The organism is Corynebacterium aurimucosum ATCC 700975, assembly GCF_000022905.1.
Lineage (GTDB): Bacteria > Actinomycetota > Actinomycetes > Mycobacteriales > Mycobacteriaceae > Corynebacterium > Corynebacterium aurimucosum_F.
In genome coordinates this window covers 2,146,641-2,162,374 of record NC_012590.1, presented here as the reverse complement: position 1 = coordinate 2,162,374, position 15,734 = coordinate 2,146,641, and the positions used below count along the sequence as shown (strand labels likewise).

Sequence of the window (15,734 nt, the reverse complement as noted above, 5' to 3'; positions counted from 1 at the left end):
CCCTCCCTCACACTGCCCTCATGAGCACAATTAAAGCGGCGGAGGTGACGGGGTGCAGGAAGAATTCAGCGCTAAGGTAACCGCGAGGTTTGTTGACGATGACGATATCGTCCGCACCGGTAGGGCGATGATTGAGCTGGATGGGGTAAATATGCTCCACCTGCCAATCCCTACCGGGTACGACGGGGATATTGAGGGGTTGTTTAACTCCGCGGCGGATAAGCTTTCGGTGGCTAAGCGGGCTGAGGAGGCGGCTATTAGGTCGGCGTCGGCTGCTAGGGCTGATGCGGATAGGGTCGCGAAGGTGGCGGAGTCTACCTCGTGGGAGGGAGACCGGCTGACGGTTGGGGGTAAGACGTCGCCCTCGTTGAGGGGTCCTAAGGGTAATCCGGGGCCTAAGGGTGACACGGGGCCTAAGGGTGACTCCGGCCCTGCCGGTCCTGCTGGTATTACGGTGGTGGCTAGCTCCGCTGAGGCGGCTAGGCTACCTATCGGCACTTTGTACGCTATACGTGCCGCTGGTGTGCCCGGCGGGGTTCCGCCGAATCCGTCGCCTAACCCCGGCGGGGGTATACCATCGGCGCCTGAGCCGCTCCCGACCGATATTACGATTGTGGGCGTTGCTTCTGGTAACTCTTCCGGCGTGTCGTCTATTGTGCCGAAGATTTCCGGTGCGAAGCCGGGCGACAAGATCATTATTGCGATTAACTCGCAGGGTAAGTCTGGTATGTCTATGACACCCCCGGCTGGGTTTACGCAGCCCGTTAACGGCTACTGGGTAGGTACACAGCAATCCTGGATTATTGAGGGTGACTACACGACTGATTTGACTGTGAAGTCTGCTCTTCCTGCTGATGTTGGCTGGGCTGCTATTGCGGTTCGTGGGGCGTCTACGGTGACTGCTGGTGCGGTGGCTGACCGTACGCAGGGTGGCACACCTACTACGGTTACTGCCCCGGCTGCGCCCGCTGTGGCCGGTGACCTCATTTTGGGCTTTGCTTTTGAGCGTACAACTGCGCAGGAAACCGCTGGTCAGATTAGTATTTCCCCCGGCTGGGAGAAGATTCACGTCACCGAGCAGGATGCGAACCCGCAGACCGTTGTGGTGGCGAAGGGCGGGCCTGGCGACATGCTAGTCACCTACCCGAACCCCCAGGCGTCGAACGGGTCTGGCGTACAGGTGGTGTGCCGTGCTTAAGGTCATGATGCGTACCCCGGGCGGGGACCGTGAGATGCAATTATGGCGGCGTACCCAGGGCGGGGATATTCCCATGGTGTTGGGTCAGGTAGGCGACGACTCGCAGGGCGATACACCTAACCCTAACCCTGTGGCGGAGCCTGGTGTTAAGGGCTTCCTAAAGACCCGCCCGTTTTACATGGCGCACCGCTTCGGCGGCACCGAATACCCAGAGATGACCAAGGTAGGCCTACAAGCGTCGATTGATGCCGGGTTCCGCTGCTACGAGTTCTCCACCTACCGCACCAAGGACGGCGTGTACATCGGCTCGCATGACTGGACTACGAAGCGCACTACCGGCGTAAAGCACGAAATCTGGAACACCGACTGGGCCACTATCAAAACCTTAAAGCAGGAGACCGGGCCGTTTATGCGGCTAGAAGAGGTCGTAGAGATGATGCCGGAGGGGACGGTGCTGGCCCTGGACCACAAGACCACCTCGGCGGGCATTAACACGAACCCGGACGACCTAGCCTCGGAGGAAGCGCTCTTTAAGAAGCTAGAGGAGCTTTTCGACGACCCTACTGAGCGTGTCATCTGGAAGCTTTTCTCTGGCTCTGATAGCGCCGAGCGCGCCAAAGCTAGGGGCTACACCGTCATGTGCATGGTGTACGAGAACGAGCTAGACGCAGCGGACCTGTCACGCTGGGACATCCTCGGCCTGGAATGGAACGCCACACAGGCAGGCTGGGACCGGCTGAAAGCGGCAGGTAAGCCGACGATTGCGCACATCATCACCTCCGCGTCGCAGGCCCGGGTGGCCCTTGATAAAGGGGCGGATGGGTTGATGTCATCAGTGCCGAGCACCGTACACCCATAAAGAAACCGACCGCGCCCCACGGGGCGCTAAATTTTTGCCCAAAGGAGGGATCCATGGATTGGATGAACGTCGAGCCGGATAAATACAACCTGCTCAGAAAGCACTACACACCAGGCAGGGGCGGGGCGAAAATCGAGTTCGTTACTCTGCACCACATGGCCATGATTGGCGACATTGACGACTGCGTAAGAGTCTGGCAAGACCGGGCCGCTAGTGCCCACTACGCCATCTCCCCAACCGGGATGATTGGCCAAGCCGTCAACGATTCCGACACCGCATGGTCGAACGCGAACTTGTACTCAAACCAGCGCTCCATCAGTATCGAGCACTCTAATAGTGGTGGACCTGACCAGGATTGGCCTATCAGTGAAGCCACCCGCGAGGCAGGCGCGCACCTAGTAGCCGCTCTGTGTCGCTACTACAAACTAGGCAGGCCCGTGTCCGGTAAGAACGTCAGGTTCCACAGTGCGGAGTCTGGTGGTTCCACCGCGTGCCCGTATCACCTACGCCCCGGCCATAAGTACCACGATGCGTATATTCGTCGCGCTCAGCACTGGTACGACCAAATGACCGGCAAGACTACACCAAAGCAACCGGCCAAGAACACTGGAGGGAGTAGCGTCACCATGAACGCTGTAGAACAAGTAAACGCGCACACCCGCGCATTCATTAGTGGGTTTTTCACCCCACAGTTTGATGCGATTCAGGAAATCTGGCGGCAATTGCGTGGCCCGTCGGGTAAGGGTTGGCCTCAATTAGGGCAGGATAGCCAAGGCCGCAACCTCACCCCGGTTGATGCACTTGCAGCAATCCGCTGCCAGCTCGCGCAGATTCAGGCAGACCTAGACGAATTGAAGCGGAGGAAGAAGTAAATGGGAAAGCATTACAAGAACCCAATCTTCACGACGGTGGGGGAGCAGGTTGCGGAGGCCGTTGCCGCTGAGCTGGTGGCGCAGCCGTGGTGGCTACGCTACAAAGGCACCATCATGCTCGTGCTGCAAGCACTGGCGTGGGTGGCGGGTGTTGCCCCCGTGTACTTGGCGGACGCCCCGGAATGGACGGCACTTCTCGTAGGTGGTATCGGTTTCTTCGTCACCACACTCGTCAACCGCCTCACCGTCGATGGTGTCACCCCGTCCATGGCGCCGCGATTGGCGGAGCAGGCGGAGGCCACCCAAGCGGAGCAGGCACCGCCCACCCTGCCGGTGTACACAGGGCCGACCACAGCGGCGGAGTAGCCGTGACCCGCACCCTACGGCTTATTATCGCCGCGCTCGCCTTCCAAGAGGCGTCACGCGGCCTCGACTACCTCTTCGGTGACAGCAGGCCCGGCACCGGTGTCTTCGAGATAGACAGTATTGGCCCCGCCTTCGCCTGGGGGCTGGCGTGTGTCGTCGCCGCCCTGGTCATCACGGCGGGGCTGGTCACCAAGCGGGATAACGTCGTGCGCTCGGGCGCAATGCTGTCGGCGGCTATCTACATCGCCTTCGCCCTCATGGTCGTGGACAACGTCTACGCGGACGACACGATAGACGACTGGCGCTATCTCACCCTGTACCTCAGTGCCGCGTTCATCTGGGGAGTCATCGCCTGGGCCTTAACCGTCCGCATGGCAGTCGCTAAAAACCGGAAGGAGCATAGTGCAGATTGACGAAATACTCACATTCCTATCCGGCTCCAAGAACCCGTTGGGTTTCTTCCTCTCCATCGCGATTATCCTCGCCTTCGTGAGTGGCCTATTCTCCAAGGCAGCAGAGAATTACGGCGGCATCATAGGCGCAGCCTCCAAGGCGCTCACCAGGCACAAGCAGGCCGCAATCGCCGCCGATGAGGCCAGTGATGCGCGCCGTCTTGACCGTATGGAGGAGACGATTCAGCGCCTCGACGAGGAGGTGGGGGAGCTACGCGCCAAGGACAAGTCGCACCACGAGTACCAGCTTTATGTTGCTGGGTACTGGCGCAAGCTCCAATTCTGGGCCGTGGAGCGTGACATTACCCTCCCGCCGCCGCCGATGATGACGTACCCAGAGTGGAAGCTTTCGACGTATCCCGGCGCTGACTAGGCTTGTGAAAGCCTTTGAATTTTGACCCTCACCCCACGCGGGTGGGGTCATTTTCTGCGTTTTAGGCATTAAAAAATCCCCGCTAACGCGGGGAATAAGAGCAATCTGCATGACGTGTTGAGCATCAGCAACGGCTCACCCCTGCTAACACAGGGAAATAGAGCTACAGTGCGATGTATTGAACATCGACAACGGCTCACCCCCGCAAATGCGGGGAGCACACATGAGCCTACTTCATGCGCTTCCGCCGCGCAACGGCAGACTGCCTGTGGCCCGCGCTACCCCCGTTTTATACCCCCTATTTTAGTACGTCTTGCGTATTAGTACGCGGTGCGTCATAATGGGTATGTAAGCAAGGAACAGCAAAGCAAAGGAACCCACCATGGCACGCCAGATGCGCACCCACGAAACCCACTACACCACCGAGGACTACCAGGTGGTCACCCAAACCGGATTCGTCAACGGTAAGCGCGTCTACGAAACCGCAGTGGTCAGCCGCAACACCGGGCGTGAAGAATTCCGCAACGTTGAATCCGTCGAGAAAGCCATCACGCTCTGCGACAAGCGACAGGCTGAACTTGAAAAGCTGCGCGCCGAACTCGCCGCCAAGCGCGAAGCCGAAGCGCAAGCAGAAGTTAAGACCACCAATGAAGAGGTAGCAGAAAAAGAAGAGACACGCGGCCCACTCGCCACCGACCGCCAGGTGGACTACATCATGAGCCTGCTCGCACAGCACGGCGGCCAGAACACCACCTGGTTCAGCGCTGGCCCCACCACCCTCAAAGAAGTCGCCAACATGACCCGCCGCGACGCATCCACCTACATCTCCGCCCTCAAAGGCGACAACTAGAAAGGAACCCCACCCATGCAAATCATTAGCCCCGACACACTCAACCGCATCGGCACGAAAATCACACTCATTGGCATGGCCACCAAGACGGTCAGAGCCGAGCGCACGACCGGCAACCGGGTCGCCCTCGAATCCGCCCGTAAGGGCCTGGCCGCGTCGGAAGACGATTACGAAAAGGCCACGGGAGAGCTTGCCCCCGGCCAGCGTGCCTGGGTGGAAACCCTGTTTGCGAAGCCGCTAGAGATGGCGCGTGCTGGGAAAGATGGGTACAACGAGGCCGTGTACATGGCGCAAATCAAATGGGCAGATGACCAAATCCGCGAGCTAGAGACGATTACCGCAGAGCTGAAAGATGCCCGCTCTGAGTGGGTGCAGGATGCCATGTCCTACGATGTGAGCGCCTATCAAGTTGCGAAAATGTGCGGGCGCACCCCATCGACGGTGCAGCGCTGGGTAAGGTGAGCGGCTAGCTACCTTGTCAGCTACCACGGCTACCGGTACAGGCCGGTACAAAAATAGCCCCACCCTCTATTTGTGCAGGTGGTGGGGCTATTTTGCGTGGAGGGAATGACGGGAATCGAACCCGCGTCTTCAGCTTGGAAGGCTGAGTAAAAATGTTGTATCATGCAACATTTGTAGCTATTTACGCAGGTCGCTGGAAAGCCCAAAATGTTACCCTGTACCACAGTTTAACACCATCAAACATGGTCATGGTTCTACTTTTGGTTCTACTAGAACCAGCGGACAGAGTGAAAGGGAAACACACTCATGCCCCAAGTCAGAAACATCGGAGACCTCAACTTCGATAAGAAGAAAGAGGTCTACTACCGCATCATCGACCTAGGCCATAGGCCTAACGGCAACCGCTGGCGGGTGCGTGTCACCGCGAAGACTAAGCAGCGTCTAGCCGCCAAGGTCAAAGCCAAGCTCAAAGAGCTAGAGGATGGCACATACCAGGCCGGAACTACACCCACCCTTAATGAGTGGTGGGCCTATTGGTGTGACAATATCGCCTATCACAGGGTGCGGCCCCGCGTCCTAGATAACTATCGCTCCTATGGGAGAAACCACATCCCTCACATCGGGCGCAATCGCATCGACCAGCTCACCCCAGAGCACGTGCGCCACCTACACAAGAAGATGCGGCAAGGTGGTGCCAGCGACCGCACGATACAGGCTGTCCACGCCACGCTGTCTAAGTGCCTGAAAGACGCGGTACATGAGGGTAAAATCACCGTAAACCCGTGTGACCGCATGGACAGGCCCAAAGCCAACAGCGTGCCGCGTGAGGCCTACTCAAAGGCGGAGGCTAAGGCCATTCTCACCACCATGGCGGGGGACAGCCCCATGATGCGCGCCAGGTGGGCACTAGCGCTGACAATGGCTGTACGTCAAGGCGAATGCTTGGGGCTGGAGTGGGACAGGGTAGACCTCGACCGTGGCCTAGTCGATTTGTCATGGCAGGTGCAGCGCATCCCATGGGTACATGGCGAGGGCTGCGAATGCGGCAGTAAGGTCACGGCGGCGAGGTGCCCTAAGCGCCGCCCGGATGTAGCACCAGGGTATGAGCATCGCCCGTGTCACAAGGGACTGTGGTTTGTTCGTCCGAAGACGGCGCGGTCATCACGTGTGCTGCCTATGTCGAACGTGTTTCATGCCGCGATGGTGGAGCTGCACCAGGGGCAGGAATCAGGATTGGTTTTCCACGATGAGGGTAAGCCCATTCTGAACAAGGTGGATGATGCGGCATGGTATGAGCTGTGTGAGCGTGCTGGGGTGCGCAGGATGGTGCTTCATACGGCGCGCCATACGGTGATTTCGCATCTGCTGGATGCGGGTGTGGATGCGGAGTTGATTAGGCAGTTTGCTGGGCACTCAACGCTTTTGTCTACGCGGCATTATCTGCATTCGTCTGAGGATGCGATGCGCGACGCGCTAGAGAAGTTGGACTAAGCGGGGATTAGCATTGTGGTGGTGATTTTTAGGTCACCATCTATGATGTGGGCTACGGCGACTGTCCATGTATGTTCGAACGATAGGTTAGTTTCGGTGCCGTAGTCGCGCCATGCCTTTGTGGCATGTTGGGCTTGGGTGGGGGTTAGGTGTGGTGCTGGTTGGGTAATGCCAGCTTGGGGGATTACTAGGAGGTCATAGGTGTCTACCAGGCTGTTTACCACTTTCATTCTGCTTGTTCCCGTCTTTGAATTCTTTGACTAACTGTTCGACTAACTTAGCCTGCGAGTTGGACAGGGTGGTTATATCGACGGTTCGAACATTAGCACTCTTCGAACGTATATGCGATAAATCGGGCCATTCTGATTTATCAATCCCAGAGGCCACCAGCGCCTCCACAGGGTCAATATTGAGCACCGCCGCGAGCTTTAGCACCATTTCCGGCTCCGTCTCAAAACGGTTGCCGTTATAGCGGCGGCCCCGCTCCAATTGCACTACCCAACTACGGTCGCGGCCCATCGCTTCGGCAAGCTCCGCCTGGTTCATTCCGGCCCGCTGTCGCTCTAGGCGTACTAATTCCGAGAGGTTAAAAATGCTGTTTATCATGACAACAAATGTAACCCAATGTGACATTTGCGCGTAATGACATGCGCGTAACTACAGTACGACGCAACAAAAGTTGCGCCCGATTGTCACCTCATGTAACATTAACGGTGTTGCACCAAGTTGCACCAAGTTGCACTATGTAACACCACCCAACCAACTGCCAAAGGATACAAAATGCCAGAAAAGCGCTATATGAGTGTCACCTCAATGGCCCAAATGTACGACCTCAGCCCCAACTTCATCCGTGGCCATATCAACGCCGGAAACCTCACAGCCGTCAACATTTCCACCAACGCAGTCAAACCAGCATGGCGAATCAGTATCGAAGACGCTGACGACTTCATGCACTTCCTAGCCCAACAAGCAGAAATGCAGGAACGCAAACTACTCACCGCATAAAAGAACCCGCCACACAAAGCACGGGAACTGCCATTCCCAAAAGTGTGCCGGGGCAGGTTCAATACGAATCCCAACCAATAGGAAACGCACATGAATAATACCACATACGTGCCGCTACCAGCGACAAACAATCGCGCAGAATGGCTAGCGCAACGCAACGAGGGTATCGGAAGCAGCGACGCATCCGCCATCGCGGGCCTATCCACCTTCGAATCCCCCTACAGCCTATGGGAGATTAAGACCGGGCGCGCACCCATCGACCCACCCGTAGACAAGACCACAGAGCGCCTACGTGAATGGGGAAACCGCCTAGAGCCGGTCATCCTTGACGCAACCGCCGAAGAGTTAGGCGTAGGGATTGTAAAGCCAGAAGTAGGCTACAAGTCCACTAAACACGACTGGATGCGCTGCAACCTCGACGGGTGGACAGAAGACGGACGCATCTTTGAAGCCAAGACCGTGCACCTATCGCAGCGCCACAAGTGGGACGGCCAGATAGCAGACCACGCTGAAATCCAGGTCACGCACTCCGCAATGGTCACAGGGGCAGATAGGGCAGTGGTAGCCGCCCTCATTGCTGGGTCAGACCTGCGAGTCTACGAGTATGAAATCAACCCCCGTATTCAGGAAATCCTGTTCGACATGGAACAAAAGTTCTGGCGCTGCGTAGAAACCGACACACCACCAGGCGTAGACGGACACGCCCGCACCATTGAAGCCCTCACAAGCGAGTGGGCGCACACCCCACAGCCGCGTGAGGTAAGCGAAGACGAAGTGCAAGACATTTGGGACGCATGGATGGATGCCGATACCCGAAAGAAGCAGGCAGAGCACGACCTCAACCAGGCTAAGGCCCAGCTCGCGCAGCTCATGGACGGCCACGACAGCCTTACCAGCGGTGATCGAGTATGGGCACGCACCCGGCGCGGAAGGCTCAACTTGAAGCGCCTACAGGCAGACCAGCCTGAACTAGTCACCCAGTACACCCGTCCCCGGCCCGTGTTCGACATGGACAAATTCAAGGCTGAAAAACCCGGTGTTTACACCGAATACCAGTACACCAGCATCAACCCTGTAAAGGAGAACTAACAATGGGAAACAATCTAGAGCAGCGTATGGCCGCTAACAACGCCCCGGCTAAGCAGAATCGCCCCGTCACCCTGGCAGACCAAATCCGAAGCATGGAATCACAATTCCAGCTCGCAATGCCAAAGGGCATGGAGGCACAGCAGCTAGTACGTGATGCGCTTACCTGCCTGCGCCAAACCCCGAAGCTTGCAGAATGCACCCCACAGTCCGTACTGGGTGGACTCATGACGTGCTCCCAGCTTGGTTTGCGTCCCGGCGTACTAGGCCATGCTTACCTGCTGCCATTCTGGGATAGGAAGCAGGGCGGCATGGTGGCTCAACTTGTGGTTGGTTACCGTGGCTTAGTTGAGCTGGCTCACCGCTCTGGGCAGATTCAGTCGCTTATCGCCCGCACCGTGTACGCCAACGACCACTTTGACGTTGACTATGGGCTGGATGACAAGCTTGTCCACAAGCCATGCATGAACGGTCCGAAGGGCAACCCAATCGCCTACTACGCGGTAGCTAAGTTCACCACCGGGGGACACAGCTTCATCGTCATGAGTAAGGACGAAATGCTGGCCTACCGTGATGAATTCGCCAAGGCTAAGAACAAGCAAGGTGAAGTGTTTGGCCCGTGGGCTGACAATTTTGACGCTATGGCCCACAAGACCTGTGTACGCCAGCTCGCGAAGTGGATGCCGTCATCTACCGACCTAGATCGGGGTATCGCAGCGGACGAAACAGTGCGTGTAGACCTATCCGAATCCGCCCTTGACTATCCGCAGCACGTGGATGGGGAAGTGGTGGATAGTAAGCCCGCTGAGGGCGAAGCCGCCTAGCGCGGCGGACGGCGGGGAGGGGCATCCGCTAACCACACCCCCACAAGCCATATTCATCGGGCCTGCCAGCCCCAAACACACACCCAACCAATGAGCAAAGCACCATCCTGCAACCGACCCAACTGCCAAAACAAGACCTACCGCAAAGACGGACTATGCGCCAAACACGCCTACCAGAAAGGCAAATTGCACCCCAAGCACACGGTAGAAGAAGCCCAACAAATTATCCAGCATCTCACCGATAACGGGTGGAGCATGAGGGCCATCGCCAAGGCCTCCGGCCTCAACTACGTATGTCTCAGCCACATCACCAGAGGCGCTAACAAAGCCACCCATCACGCCACAATCCGCAGCCTCAAAAAGCTACCTACCACACCACCATCCCACATTGGATACACCCCCGCATGGCCCTATGAGCGCCGCCTCCAATCCCTACAAGCAGCCGGATACAGTGCTGCGAAGCTTGCGGAAATCAGCGGACTAAGCCGCGCCCTCATCTGCAAAATCACCCTCAACCGGGCAGATTGGGTAAGCCCCGAAACCGCGAAAAAGGTCACCGCCATGTGGGAAAACCTCGCAACAAAGCCCGTTATTGGCCCGCCTACCAAGACAGCAACGCGCCGCCTCTGGGAAACACCCATGATGTGGGATGACATAGATGACCCAAATGAGCAGCATCCAGAACCGCGCACACTGATACAGCTCACCAAACGCGAATTGGGCTTTGCTGAAAGCATCCTCGACTACTACGAAAACAAGCCCTGGCCACTCAAAAGACAGCGAAGAACATTCAGACGTCTCGTGGAAAGCGGTCACACCACTAGCCCAACGCTGCGCCTCATTTACCGCGAATACACCCGCGTAATGACGGAGCGCTCCCGCGAAGCCCGTAAACGCAAGACCATTGGACAAGCAGCCTAGGAGGCCACGATGCAGCTCATGATTGATATTGACCCGCGTGATGCGGCCTACATGGCGGAAATCGCTATCCACCGGGGATGGAATGTGGCCGCGCAAAAAGCTATGGCGCAGCTCGCTAGCACGGGGGAGCCATTCACCGCGCACGACTTTCGGGAATTGCTAGGGGATGCAAAGCCACATCACCCGAACACGATTGGCAGCTTCTTCCGTCATGCACGCGCTGATGGGCTAATCAAGCCGACAGGCCGATTCGTTGAGTCCCAAACCCCGTCCCGTCACGCGGCAGCAGTCCGCGAATGGGTAGGCACGAATCCCCGCATCACAAACTTGTAATTACAGGGACCGGTTACGCAAGTGACGGACAACGAATAACCACACACACCATCACACGAAACAGCCCGCCCGGTGCCACCACAACACCAGACGGGCAAACCACCGCACACAACCAGGGAGGATGTGCCATGGCTGAGACACAAACTAACCCCAACGCCAACGTTGTCGAAGAGCAACGCATCATCAACGAAGCTCTAACCGTGCTCATTGAGAGCCACCGAAACGACGCCGGGGAAGGATACCCCATGGACTTTGGGGTTAATTTCCTGTGCCAGTACACCATCCTCAACCACCATGAGCCGGTAGTGCGCAAGGCATGGGGTGAATTCTATGAAGCCTACAGCTTAGGAGGGGATGAATCTTAATGAGCCTGAGAGCCATGAACTGGGTCATGGAATCTGCCCCCACCCGAGATGCAACAGCTTTGCTTGTGCTTTACGCGCTCGCAGACCGCGCCAACGATGACGGAACAGCAGCTTTCCCATCACAGGACTGGATAGCTCAGCGTGCCCGATGCTCAGTGCGTACCGTGCGCCGCAAACTTAAGGACTTAGAAACCGGTGGCTTGATCCAAAAAGGCGATCCGCGCTTTGTGGAGCACATCCGTCAAGACCGGCGACCCACAGTGTGGAACTTGTGTTTATGGAACCGAACGACCGGACATAGTTATGACCACCCGCACCCCGAACGACCGGACATAGATGACCGGGCGGACAAAATGACCGGGCGGACATCTGAGGCACTACGACCGGACACCACGGGTCGAACGACCGGACACCCAGGGTCAAACGACCGGACACAGCTGTGTCCTACAAACCGTCCTGAACCATCCTTAACCATCCCAGAACCACCCTTAGGGCAAACACCACCCAAGCGACCCGCCAAACGCGCACACCTACTCCCAGACGGATGGACACCAGACCAAAAAGTCATCACCCAAATGAAAACCGAATGCCCAACCATCAACCTCGAATTTGAACACCGCAAATTCACCGACTACTGGAACTCACAACCAGACTCCAAAGCCCGGAAAAAAGACTGGAACGCCACCTGGCGCAACTGGATACGCAACGCACGCCCCCAACACCAACCACGACCACACACCCCAACCAGCACCGCCCAAGACTGGCTAGGCACCACCCAACCACCCATCATCGACGCAGACCCCATAAAGGAACTCACATGGTAAGCCCACGCATCGCCGCTGAAATCCTCAACCTAGGCAAAAAACTAGCCCCCGACCGCTTCCCCAAACCAGACCCCACCATCACCCAAGCCTGGGCCACCGCACTCAACCGCGAATACCCCCCACGCCTCTGGGCCGAAGCCGTCTACCTCTGGGCAACCCACCGCGTAGCAGACAAAATGTGCACACCCCGCGACATGCTCCAAGCAGCCCACGACACCGTAAATCGCTGGGAAACCAACCCCACCGACAAGCAAGAGCTAGAAGAATTCCGCACCCAACGACTCCACGCCAAATACAAGCAAATGCTAGGCGACCGCTACACCCCAGATGCCGTGCCCGGCGCGCCACCCCAACCGCACGAAATCACCACCGAAGGCCCAGACTTTCAGGCCCTGAAAACCCGTCTCGCACAAACCCGAAAGGCAATCCACTAATGGCAGGCCGTCAACTCCGCACCGCACGAAACACCGTGAATCTCCACCCCAACATCTGGGACGAAACCCGCTTTCGCAACCTCCCCGCCACCGCCCAATGGCTCTACCTCGCCCTGCACACACACCAAGACCTCAACCAGGCAGGTGTCATTGACTGGCACCCCGCACGCCTCGCCGGAATGAGTAGTGACCTCATCTCCGAAGACATAGAAATCGCAGGCTCACAACTCGAAGAAGCTGGCCATCTCACCATCGACTACGGCACCCAAGAGGCCTACATCAACGGCTACAACGCCAAAAACCGCTGGCTCAAATCCCCCACAGTAGGAATCGCCGTAGGAACCGCAGCCCAAAAAACCCACAGCCGCAAAATCCGCCAAGTACTCAAAGAAGAACTGAGTTACCTCACGCAACAAAACCCCAACAACAGCGCCCTCCAAACACAACCAATCCTCGACCTACTGACAGAATGACATCAATACGCCTCAAAAACCAGGGCCAACGGGCACGCAGAGCGAACAATACCGGCCCTCTGACATCACCATGCGGAGAGCATATTCCAACCGCTTAAACGGGCGTACAGCGCACCGTGAAAATGACCGCACAACAAAAGTTGCTTTAAACAACACCTTTGGGGTAACATTTGTTACGTACCAAGGAAAAGGGAGCTGCCACTCCCACAACCAACCAAGGAGAAACCAATGACCACCTACACCACCCGCAACGAAGCAATCCAGCGCGAAATCATTGAACCGCTCGGTGAGTACGCCAACGAGCACGACATCGACGCCATTGCCGATGAACTCATCGTCTGCGATGCCACCGGCCCGAACGCTGTGTACAGCGTGGGCGAGGATGCCGACTTCTGGGCCGTCGTCGCCGCAAACACCATCTAGGGCACCGTCATGGGAATCGCACTATCAATCACGCTCATTGCCATATTCACCGCTGTTAACAGCCTCGCCCGCGAACACCAGCGCCTCAACCCGGAGAACCACTAATGCCTAACTTTGCAATGCCCAACGTCCAACTACTCGCACACACCAAGATTGACGAAAAAGCGGTAGGGGAGTGGATGGGGATTCAAGACGCATCAACCGATGCGGAAACCCTACTCACCATGGCGGGCAGGAATTGCTACCGCAGCTTTCACCGTCCGAACGCCAACACCTATGACGATGCGGACTACCTACGCCGAACCCTGTTTACTCAGGGTCACTGGTCGATTGCTGAGCACGCCACCGCAACCCTCTACTTCACCGGCGTGAGCCGTGCTTTCCTCGCTGAACTCACCCGCCACCGCCACCTGAGCTTTAGTGTGGAATCACAGCGTTTCATTGACGCGGACAACATCAACATCGTCTTACCCCCAGCAATCCGCGCCAGCGCAGACCCATCCGTACGCGCCAGCACAGACCCATACGTGCTACGCAACTTCACCAACGCGGCAGACGAAGCAATCACCGCATACATGATTGCCCGTGACGATCTAGAAGGCCTACCGAAGAAGCAGCGGAATGAGGCGGCACGTGGCCTACTCCCGAACTGTGTCGAAACCCGCATGGTAGTCACCGGCAACCTCCGCGCCTGGCGTGAAGTCATCGACCGCCGCACCCAGCCGGATGCGGATGCCGAAATGCAACAAGTCATGCGCCTCGCCCGCGAAGCGCTACACGCCGTCTCACCCATCATCTTCCCAAAGGAGAAGTAAGTGAACATTACGCCATTGAATAACGAAAAGTACGCCAACCTCACCGCTGAAGCGTGGGGCGCGTGGCTACTCGCCAGTGCGCACTGCGACACCCACAACACCCGCGTCATGAACTCCAGCCAGTTCTTAGAGATTACCCGCATGACCAGCCTCGAAACCTACAACCAACTAGAAGACGCAGGCCTAATCGAAAAAACCGAAACCGGCCAAACCCAAATCAACCACCTGGAGGAAACCAACTAGTGGCATTCGACACCATCACCATCAACCGCGCCCGCGTCACTGATAAGGGCGTGGAGATGCGCACCAGCAAGAACGGAAACGAATACGCCTCGCTGACCGTCATGTGGTCATCCAGCCGCAAAGACAAAGCCGGGGGAACCGAGTACGGCCCAACCAAGTTCATCAAGGTCACCGTCACCGGATTTGAAGCGAAAGACGTATTCGCCAACATTCGCCCCGGCGACCGCGTAAACGTGACCGGGCGCATCCAGCATTTTGAATGGCAATCCGACAAAGGCCCACAGGATGACTGGTCAATCCTAGGTACTGTGAGCCTGCCCGTGCCGTATGCGGACAACCAGCAGCAGGGCAGTGCGTGGCCTGAACCCAATACGGGTAACGCCTGGTCTTCACAGCCCACAGCCCAGCAAGCCCAGCAGAACGTTCAGCAAGGCCTAGGCGCGCAGGAAGGAAACCCGCCGTTCTAATGAGTAACTACAAGTACGACCTATTCAAGAAGAACCTCATCAACCGGCAAGACACAGACCCTAACGCCGGGTGGTTACCCTTCCCCAAACAACGCGAACTCAAAGCCGGAACCCTCAGCATGTACCGCACCCGCATCAACAAGGGTGTGATGTTTGGCAACGGTTTCAAAGCACAAATGCGCAACGGTCACCTATATGCAAAGTACGTAGGAACCGACAATTAGGAGCACAACATGGCATCACTTTCTAACGTGGAATCCATCGTCAACAGCATCGCCAAAGGCATTAGCACCAGCGTGAAAACCAAATTCACCAACACTGACAGCGGCTACGCATCCGCAAACGGCAGCTTTGCGAACGGCACCCGCTTCAACGTCATCGACATCGACGAAACCAAAACCACCGTCTGCAACCTCGCCAAGAACAATGATGAGTACGTAGAACTCTCCATGCGTCAAAGCCGCACCAATTCGTATATCGCGAGCAATGCTGTGAAGGCGTACGCCGCCATCTAACCTTTCGAGTTGCGCGACACAACAATATGGGGTAACATTTGTTGTGTAAGGCGGGGCTGCCACCCCGCACCACCCAACCAAAA

General features: G+C 57.2%; 25 protein-coding genes. 24 read left to right on the top strand and 1 reads right to left on the bottom strand.

Annotated elements, in window-relative coordinates; genetic code table 11:
• Window positions 1–52: 52 nt before the first annotated feature.
• From CAURI_RS10325 to CAURI_RS10285, 9 genes are all read left to right on the top strand, one after another.
• Complete coding sequence (locus CAURI_RS10325) at window positions 53–1,198, top strand: collagen-like triple helix repeat-containing protein (protein WP_010190938.1); 1,146 nt, start codon at window positions 53–55, stop codon at window positions 1,196–1,198.
• Window positions 1,191–2,057: a glycerophosphodiester phosphodiesterase gene (locus CAURI_RS10320; protein WP_010190935.1), complete on the top strand. Its 867-nt coding sequence runs from the start codon at window positions 1,191–1,193 to the stop codon at window positions 2,055–2,057. Before CAURI_RS10325 ends, CAURI_RS10320 begins: the two co-directional genes overlap by 8 nt.
• A gap of 53 nt (window positions 2,058–2,110) precedes the next feature.
• Window positions 2,111–2,929 (top strand): peptidoglycan recognition protein family protein, encoded by an 819-nt coding sequence (locus CAURI_RS10315; RefSeq protein ID WP_010190934.1) that lies wholly within the window; start codon window positions 2,111–2,113, stop codon window positions 2,927–2,929.
• Window positions 2,930–3,295 carry a hypothetical protein gene (locus CAURI_RS10310; protein ID WP_010190933.1) on the top strand — a complete coding sequence of 122 codons (366 nt, stop codon included), beginning with the start codon at window positions 2,930–2,932 and terminating at the stop codon, window positions 3,293–3,295. It begins immediately after the preceding gene.
• Window positions 3,296–3,297: 2 nt separating this feature from the next.
• Window positions 3,298–3,708 (top strand): hypothetical protein, encoded by a 411-nt coding sequence (locus CAURI_RS10305; protein WP_010190932.1) that lies wholly within the window; start codon window positions 3,298–3,300, stop codon window positions 3,706–3,708.
• Window positions 3,698–4,120 carry a hypothetical protein gene (locus tag CAURI_RS10300; RefSeq protein WP_010190931.1) on the top strand — a complete coding sequence of 141 codons (423 nt, stop codon included), beginning with the start codon at window positions 3,698–3,700 and terminating at the stop codon, window positions 4,118–4,120. Before CAURI_RS10305 ends, CAURI_RS10300 begins: the two co-directional genes overlap by 11 nt.
• Window positions 4,121–4,502: 382 nt before the next feature.
• Window positions 4,503–4,970 carry a hypothetical protein gene (locus CAURI_RS10295; RefSeq protein ID WP_010190930.1) on the top strand — a complete coding sequence of 156 codons (468 nt, stop codon included), beginning with the start codon at window positions 4,503–4,505 and terminating at the stop codon, window positions 4,968–4,970.
• 15 nt (window positions 4,971–4,985) lie between these two features.
• Window positions 4,986–5,432: a hypothetical protein gene (locus CAURI_RS10290; protein ID WP_010190929.1), complete on the top strand. Its 447-nt coding sequence runs from the start codon at window positions 4,986–4,988 to the stop codon at window positions 5,430–5,432.
• 306 nt (window positions 5,433–5,738) lie between these two features.
• Complete coding sequence (locus CAURI_RS10285; protein ID WP_010191139.1) at window positions 5,739–6,923, top strand: site-specific integrase; 1,185 nt, start codon at window positions 5,739–5,741, stop codon at window positions 6,921–6,923.
• Window positions 6,924–7,118: 195 nt separating this feature from the next.
• On the opposite strand, the gene CAURI_RS10280 is transcribed toward CAURI_RS10285, so the two are convergent.
• Window positions 7,119–7,529, bottom strand: coding sequence for a helix-turn-helix domain-containing protein (locus CAURI_RS10280; RefSeq protein ID WP_010191137.1), 411 nt, complete (start codon window positions 7,527–7,529; stop codon window positions 7,119–7,121).
• A 174-nt stretch (window positions 7,530–7,703) separates the two neighbouring features.
• On the opposite strand from CAURI_RS10280, the gene CAURI_RS10275 reads away from it, so the two are divergent.
• From CAURI_RS10275 to CAURI_RS10205, 15 genes are all read left to right on the top strand, one after another.
• Entirely contained in the window at window positions 7,704–7,928 is a 225-nt protein-coding gene (locus tag CAURI_RS10275; protein WP_010191135.1) for a helix-turn-helix domain-containing protein, read from the top strand.
• Between the two features lie 90 nt (window positions 7,929–8,018).
• Window positions 8,019–9,017 carry a YqaJ viral recombinase family nuclease gene (locus CAURI_RS10270; protein WP_010191134.1) on the top strand — a complete coding sequence of 333 codons (999 nt, stop codon included), beginning with the start codon at window positions 8,019–8,021 and terminating at the stop codon, window positions 9,015–9,017.
• A 2-nt stretch (window positions 9,018–9,019) separates the two neighbouring features.
• On the top strand, window positions 9,020–9,838 hold the full coding sequence (gene recT, locus CAURI_RS10265; protein ID WP_010191133.1) for a recombination protein RecT: 819 nt from the start codon (window positions 9,020–9,022) through the stop codon (window positions 9,836–9,838).
• Window positions 9,839–10,024: 186 nt separating this feature from the next.
• Window positions 10,025–10,759: a hypothetical protein gene (locus tag CAURI_RS13830; protein ID WP_050771085.1), complete on the top strand. Its 735-nt coding sequence runs from the start codon at window positions 10,025–10,027 to the stop codon at window positions 10,757–10,759.
• A gap of 18 nt (window positions 10,760–10,777) precedes the next feature.
• The gene (locus tag CAURI_RS10250) at window positions 10,778–11,092 is read left to right on the top strand and encodes a hypothetical protein (RefSeq protein WP_236660807.1); all 315 of its coding nucleotides are present in this window, start codon (window positions 10,778–10,780) and stop codon (window positions 11,090–11,092) included.
• 128 nt (window positions 11,093–11,220) lie between these two features.
• On the top strand, window positions 11,221–11,457 hold the full coding sequence (locus CAURI_RS10245) for a hypothetical protein (protein WP_010191129.1): 237 nt from the start codon (window positions 11,221–11,223) through the stop codon (window positions 11,455–11,457).
• A complete protein-coding gene (locus CAURI_RS14310; protein WP_012715236.1) occupies window positions 11,457–12,281 on the top strand; it encodes a helix-turn-helix domain-containing protein in 825 nt (274 codons plus the stop codon). The genes CAURI_RS10245 and CAURI_RS14310 overlap by 1 nt, the downstream gene beginning before the upstream one ends.
• A complete protein-coding gene (locus CAURI_RS10240; protein ID WP_010191128.1) occupies window positions 12,275–12,715 on the top strand; it encodes a hypothetical protein in 441 nt (146 codons plus the stop codon). Before CAURI_RS14310 ends, CAURI_RS10240 begins: the two co-directional genes overlap by 7 nt.
• Window positions 12,715–13,188: a hypothetical protein gene (locus CAURI_RS10235; RefSeq protein ID WP_010191127.1), complete on the top strand. Its 474-nt coding sequence runs from the start codon at window positions 12,715–12,717 to the stop codon at window positions 13,186–13,188. Before CAURI_RS10240 ends, CAURI_RS10235 begins: the two co-directional genes overlap by 1 nt.
• Before the next feature lie 228 nt (window positions 13,189–13,416).
• Window positions 13,417–13,611, top strand: a complete 195-nt coding sequence (locus CAURI_RS10230) for a hypothetical protein (protein ID WP_010191125.1) — start codon at window positions 13,417–13,419, stop codon at window positions 13,609–13,611.
• Between the two features lie 104 nt (window positions 13,612–13,715).
• Window positions 13,716–14,426: an FAD-dependent thymidylate synthase gene (gene thyX / locus CAURI_RS10225; RefSeq protein ID WP_010191122.1), complete on the top strand. Its 711-nt coding sequence runs from the start codon at window positions 13,716–13,718 to the stop codon at window positions 14,424–14,426.
• Window positions 14,427–14,669 carry a hypothetical protein gene (locus CAURI_RS10220; RefSeq protein WP_010191119.1) on the top strand — a complete coding sequence of 81 codons (243 nt, stop codon included), beginning with the start codon at window positions 14,427–14,429 and terminating at the stop codon, window positions 14,667–14,669.
• A complete protein-coding gene (locus CAURI_RS10215) occupies window positions 14,669–15,136 on the top strand; it encodes a single-stranded DNA-binding protein (RefSeq protein ID WP_010191118.1) in 468 nt (155 codons plus the stop codon). The genes CAURI_RS10220 and CAURI_RS10215 overlap by 1 nt, the downstream gene beginning before the upstream one ends.
• On the top strand, window positions 15,136–15,360 hold the full coding sequence (locus CAURI_RS10210) for a hypothetical protein (RefSeq protein WP_010191115.1): 225 nt from the start codon (window positions 15,136–15,138) through the stop codon (window positions 15,358–15,360). Before CAURI_RS10215 ends, CAURI_RS10210 begins: the two co-directional genes overlap by 1 nt.
• 9 nt (window positions 15,361–15,369) lie before the next feature.
• Window positions 15,370–15,651, top strand: a complete 282-nt coding sequence (locus tag CAURI_RS10205) for a hypothetical protein (RefSeq protein WP_010191113.1) — start codon at window positions 15,370–15,372, stop codon at window positions 15,649–15,651.
• Window positions 15,652–15,734 lie beyond the last annotated feature (83 nt).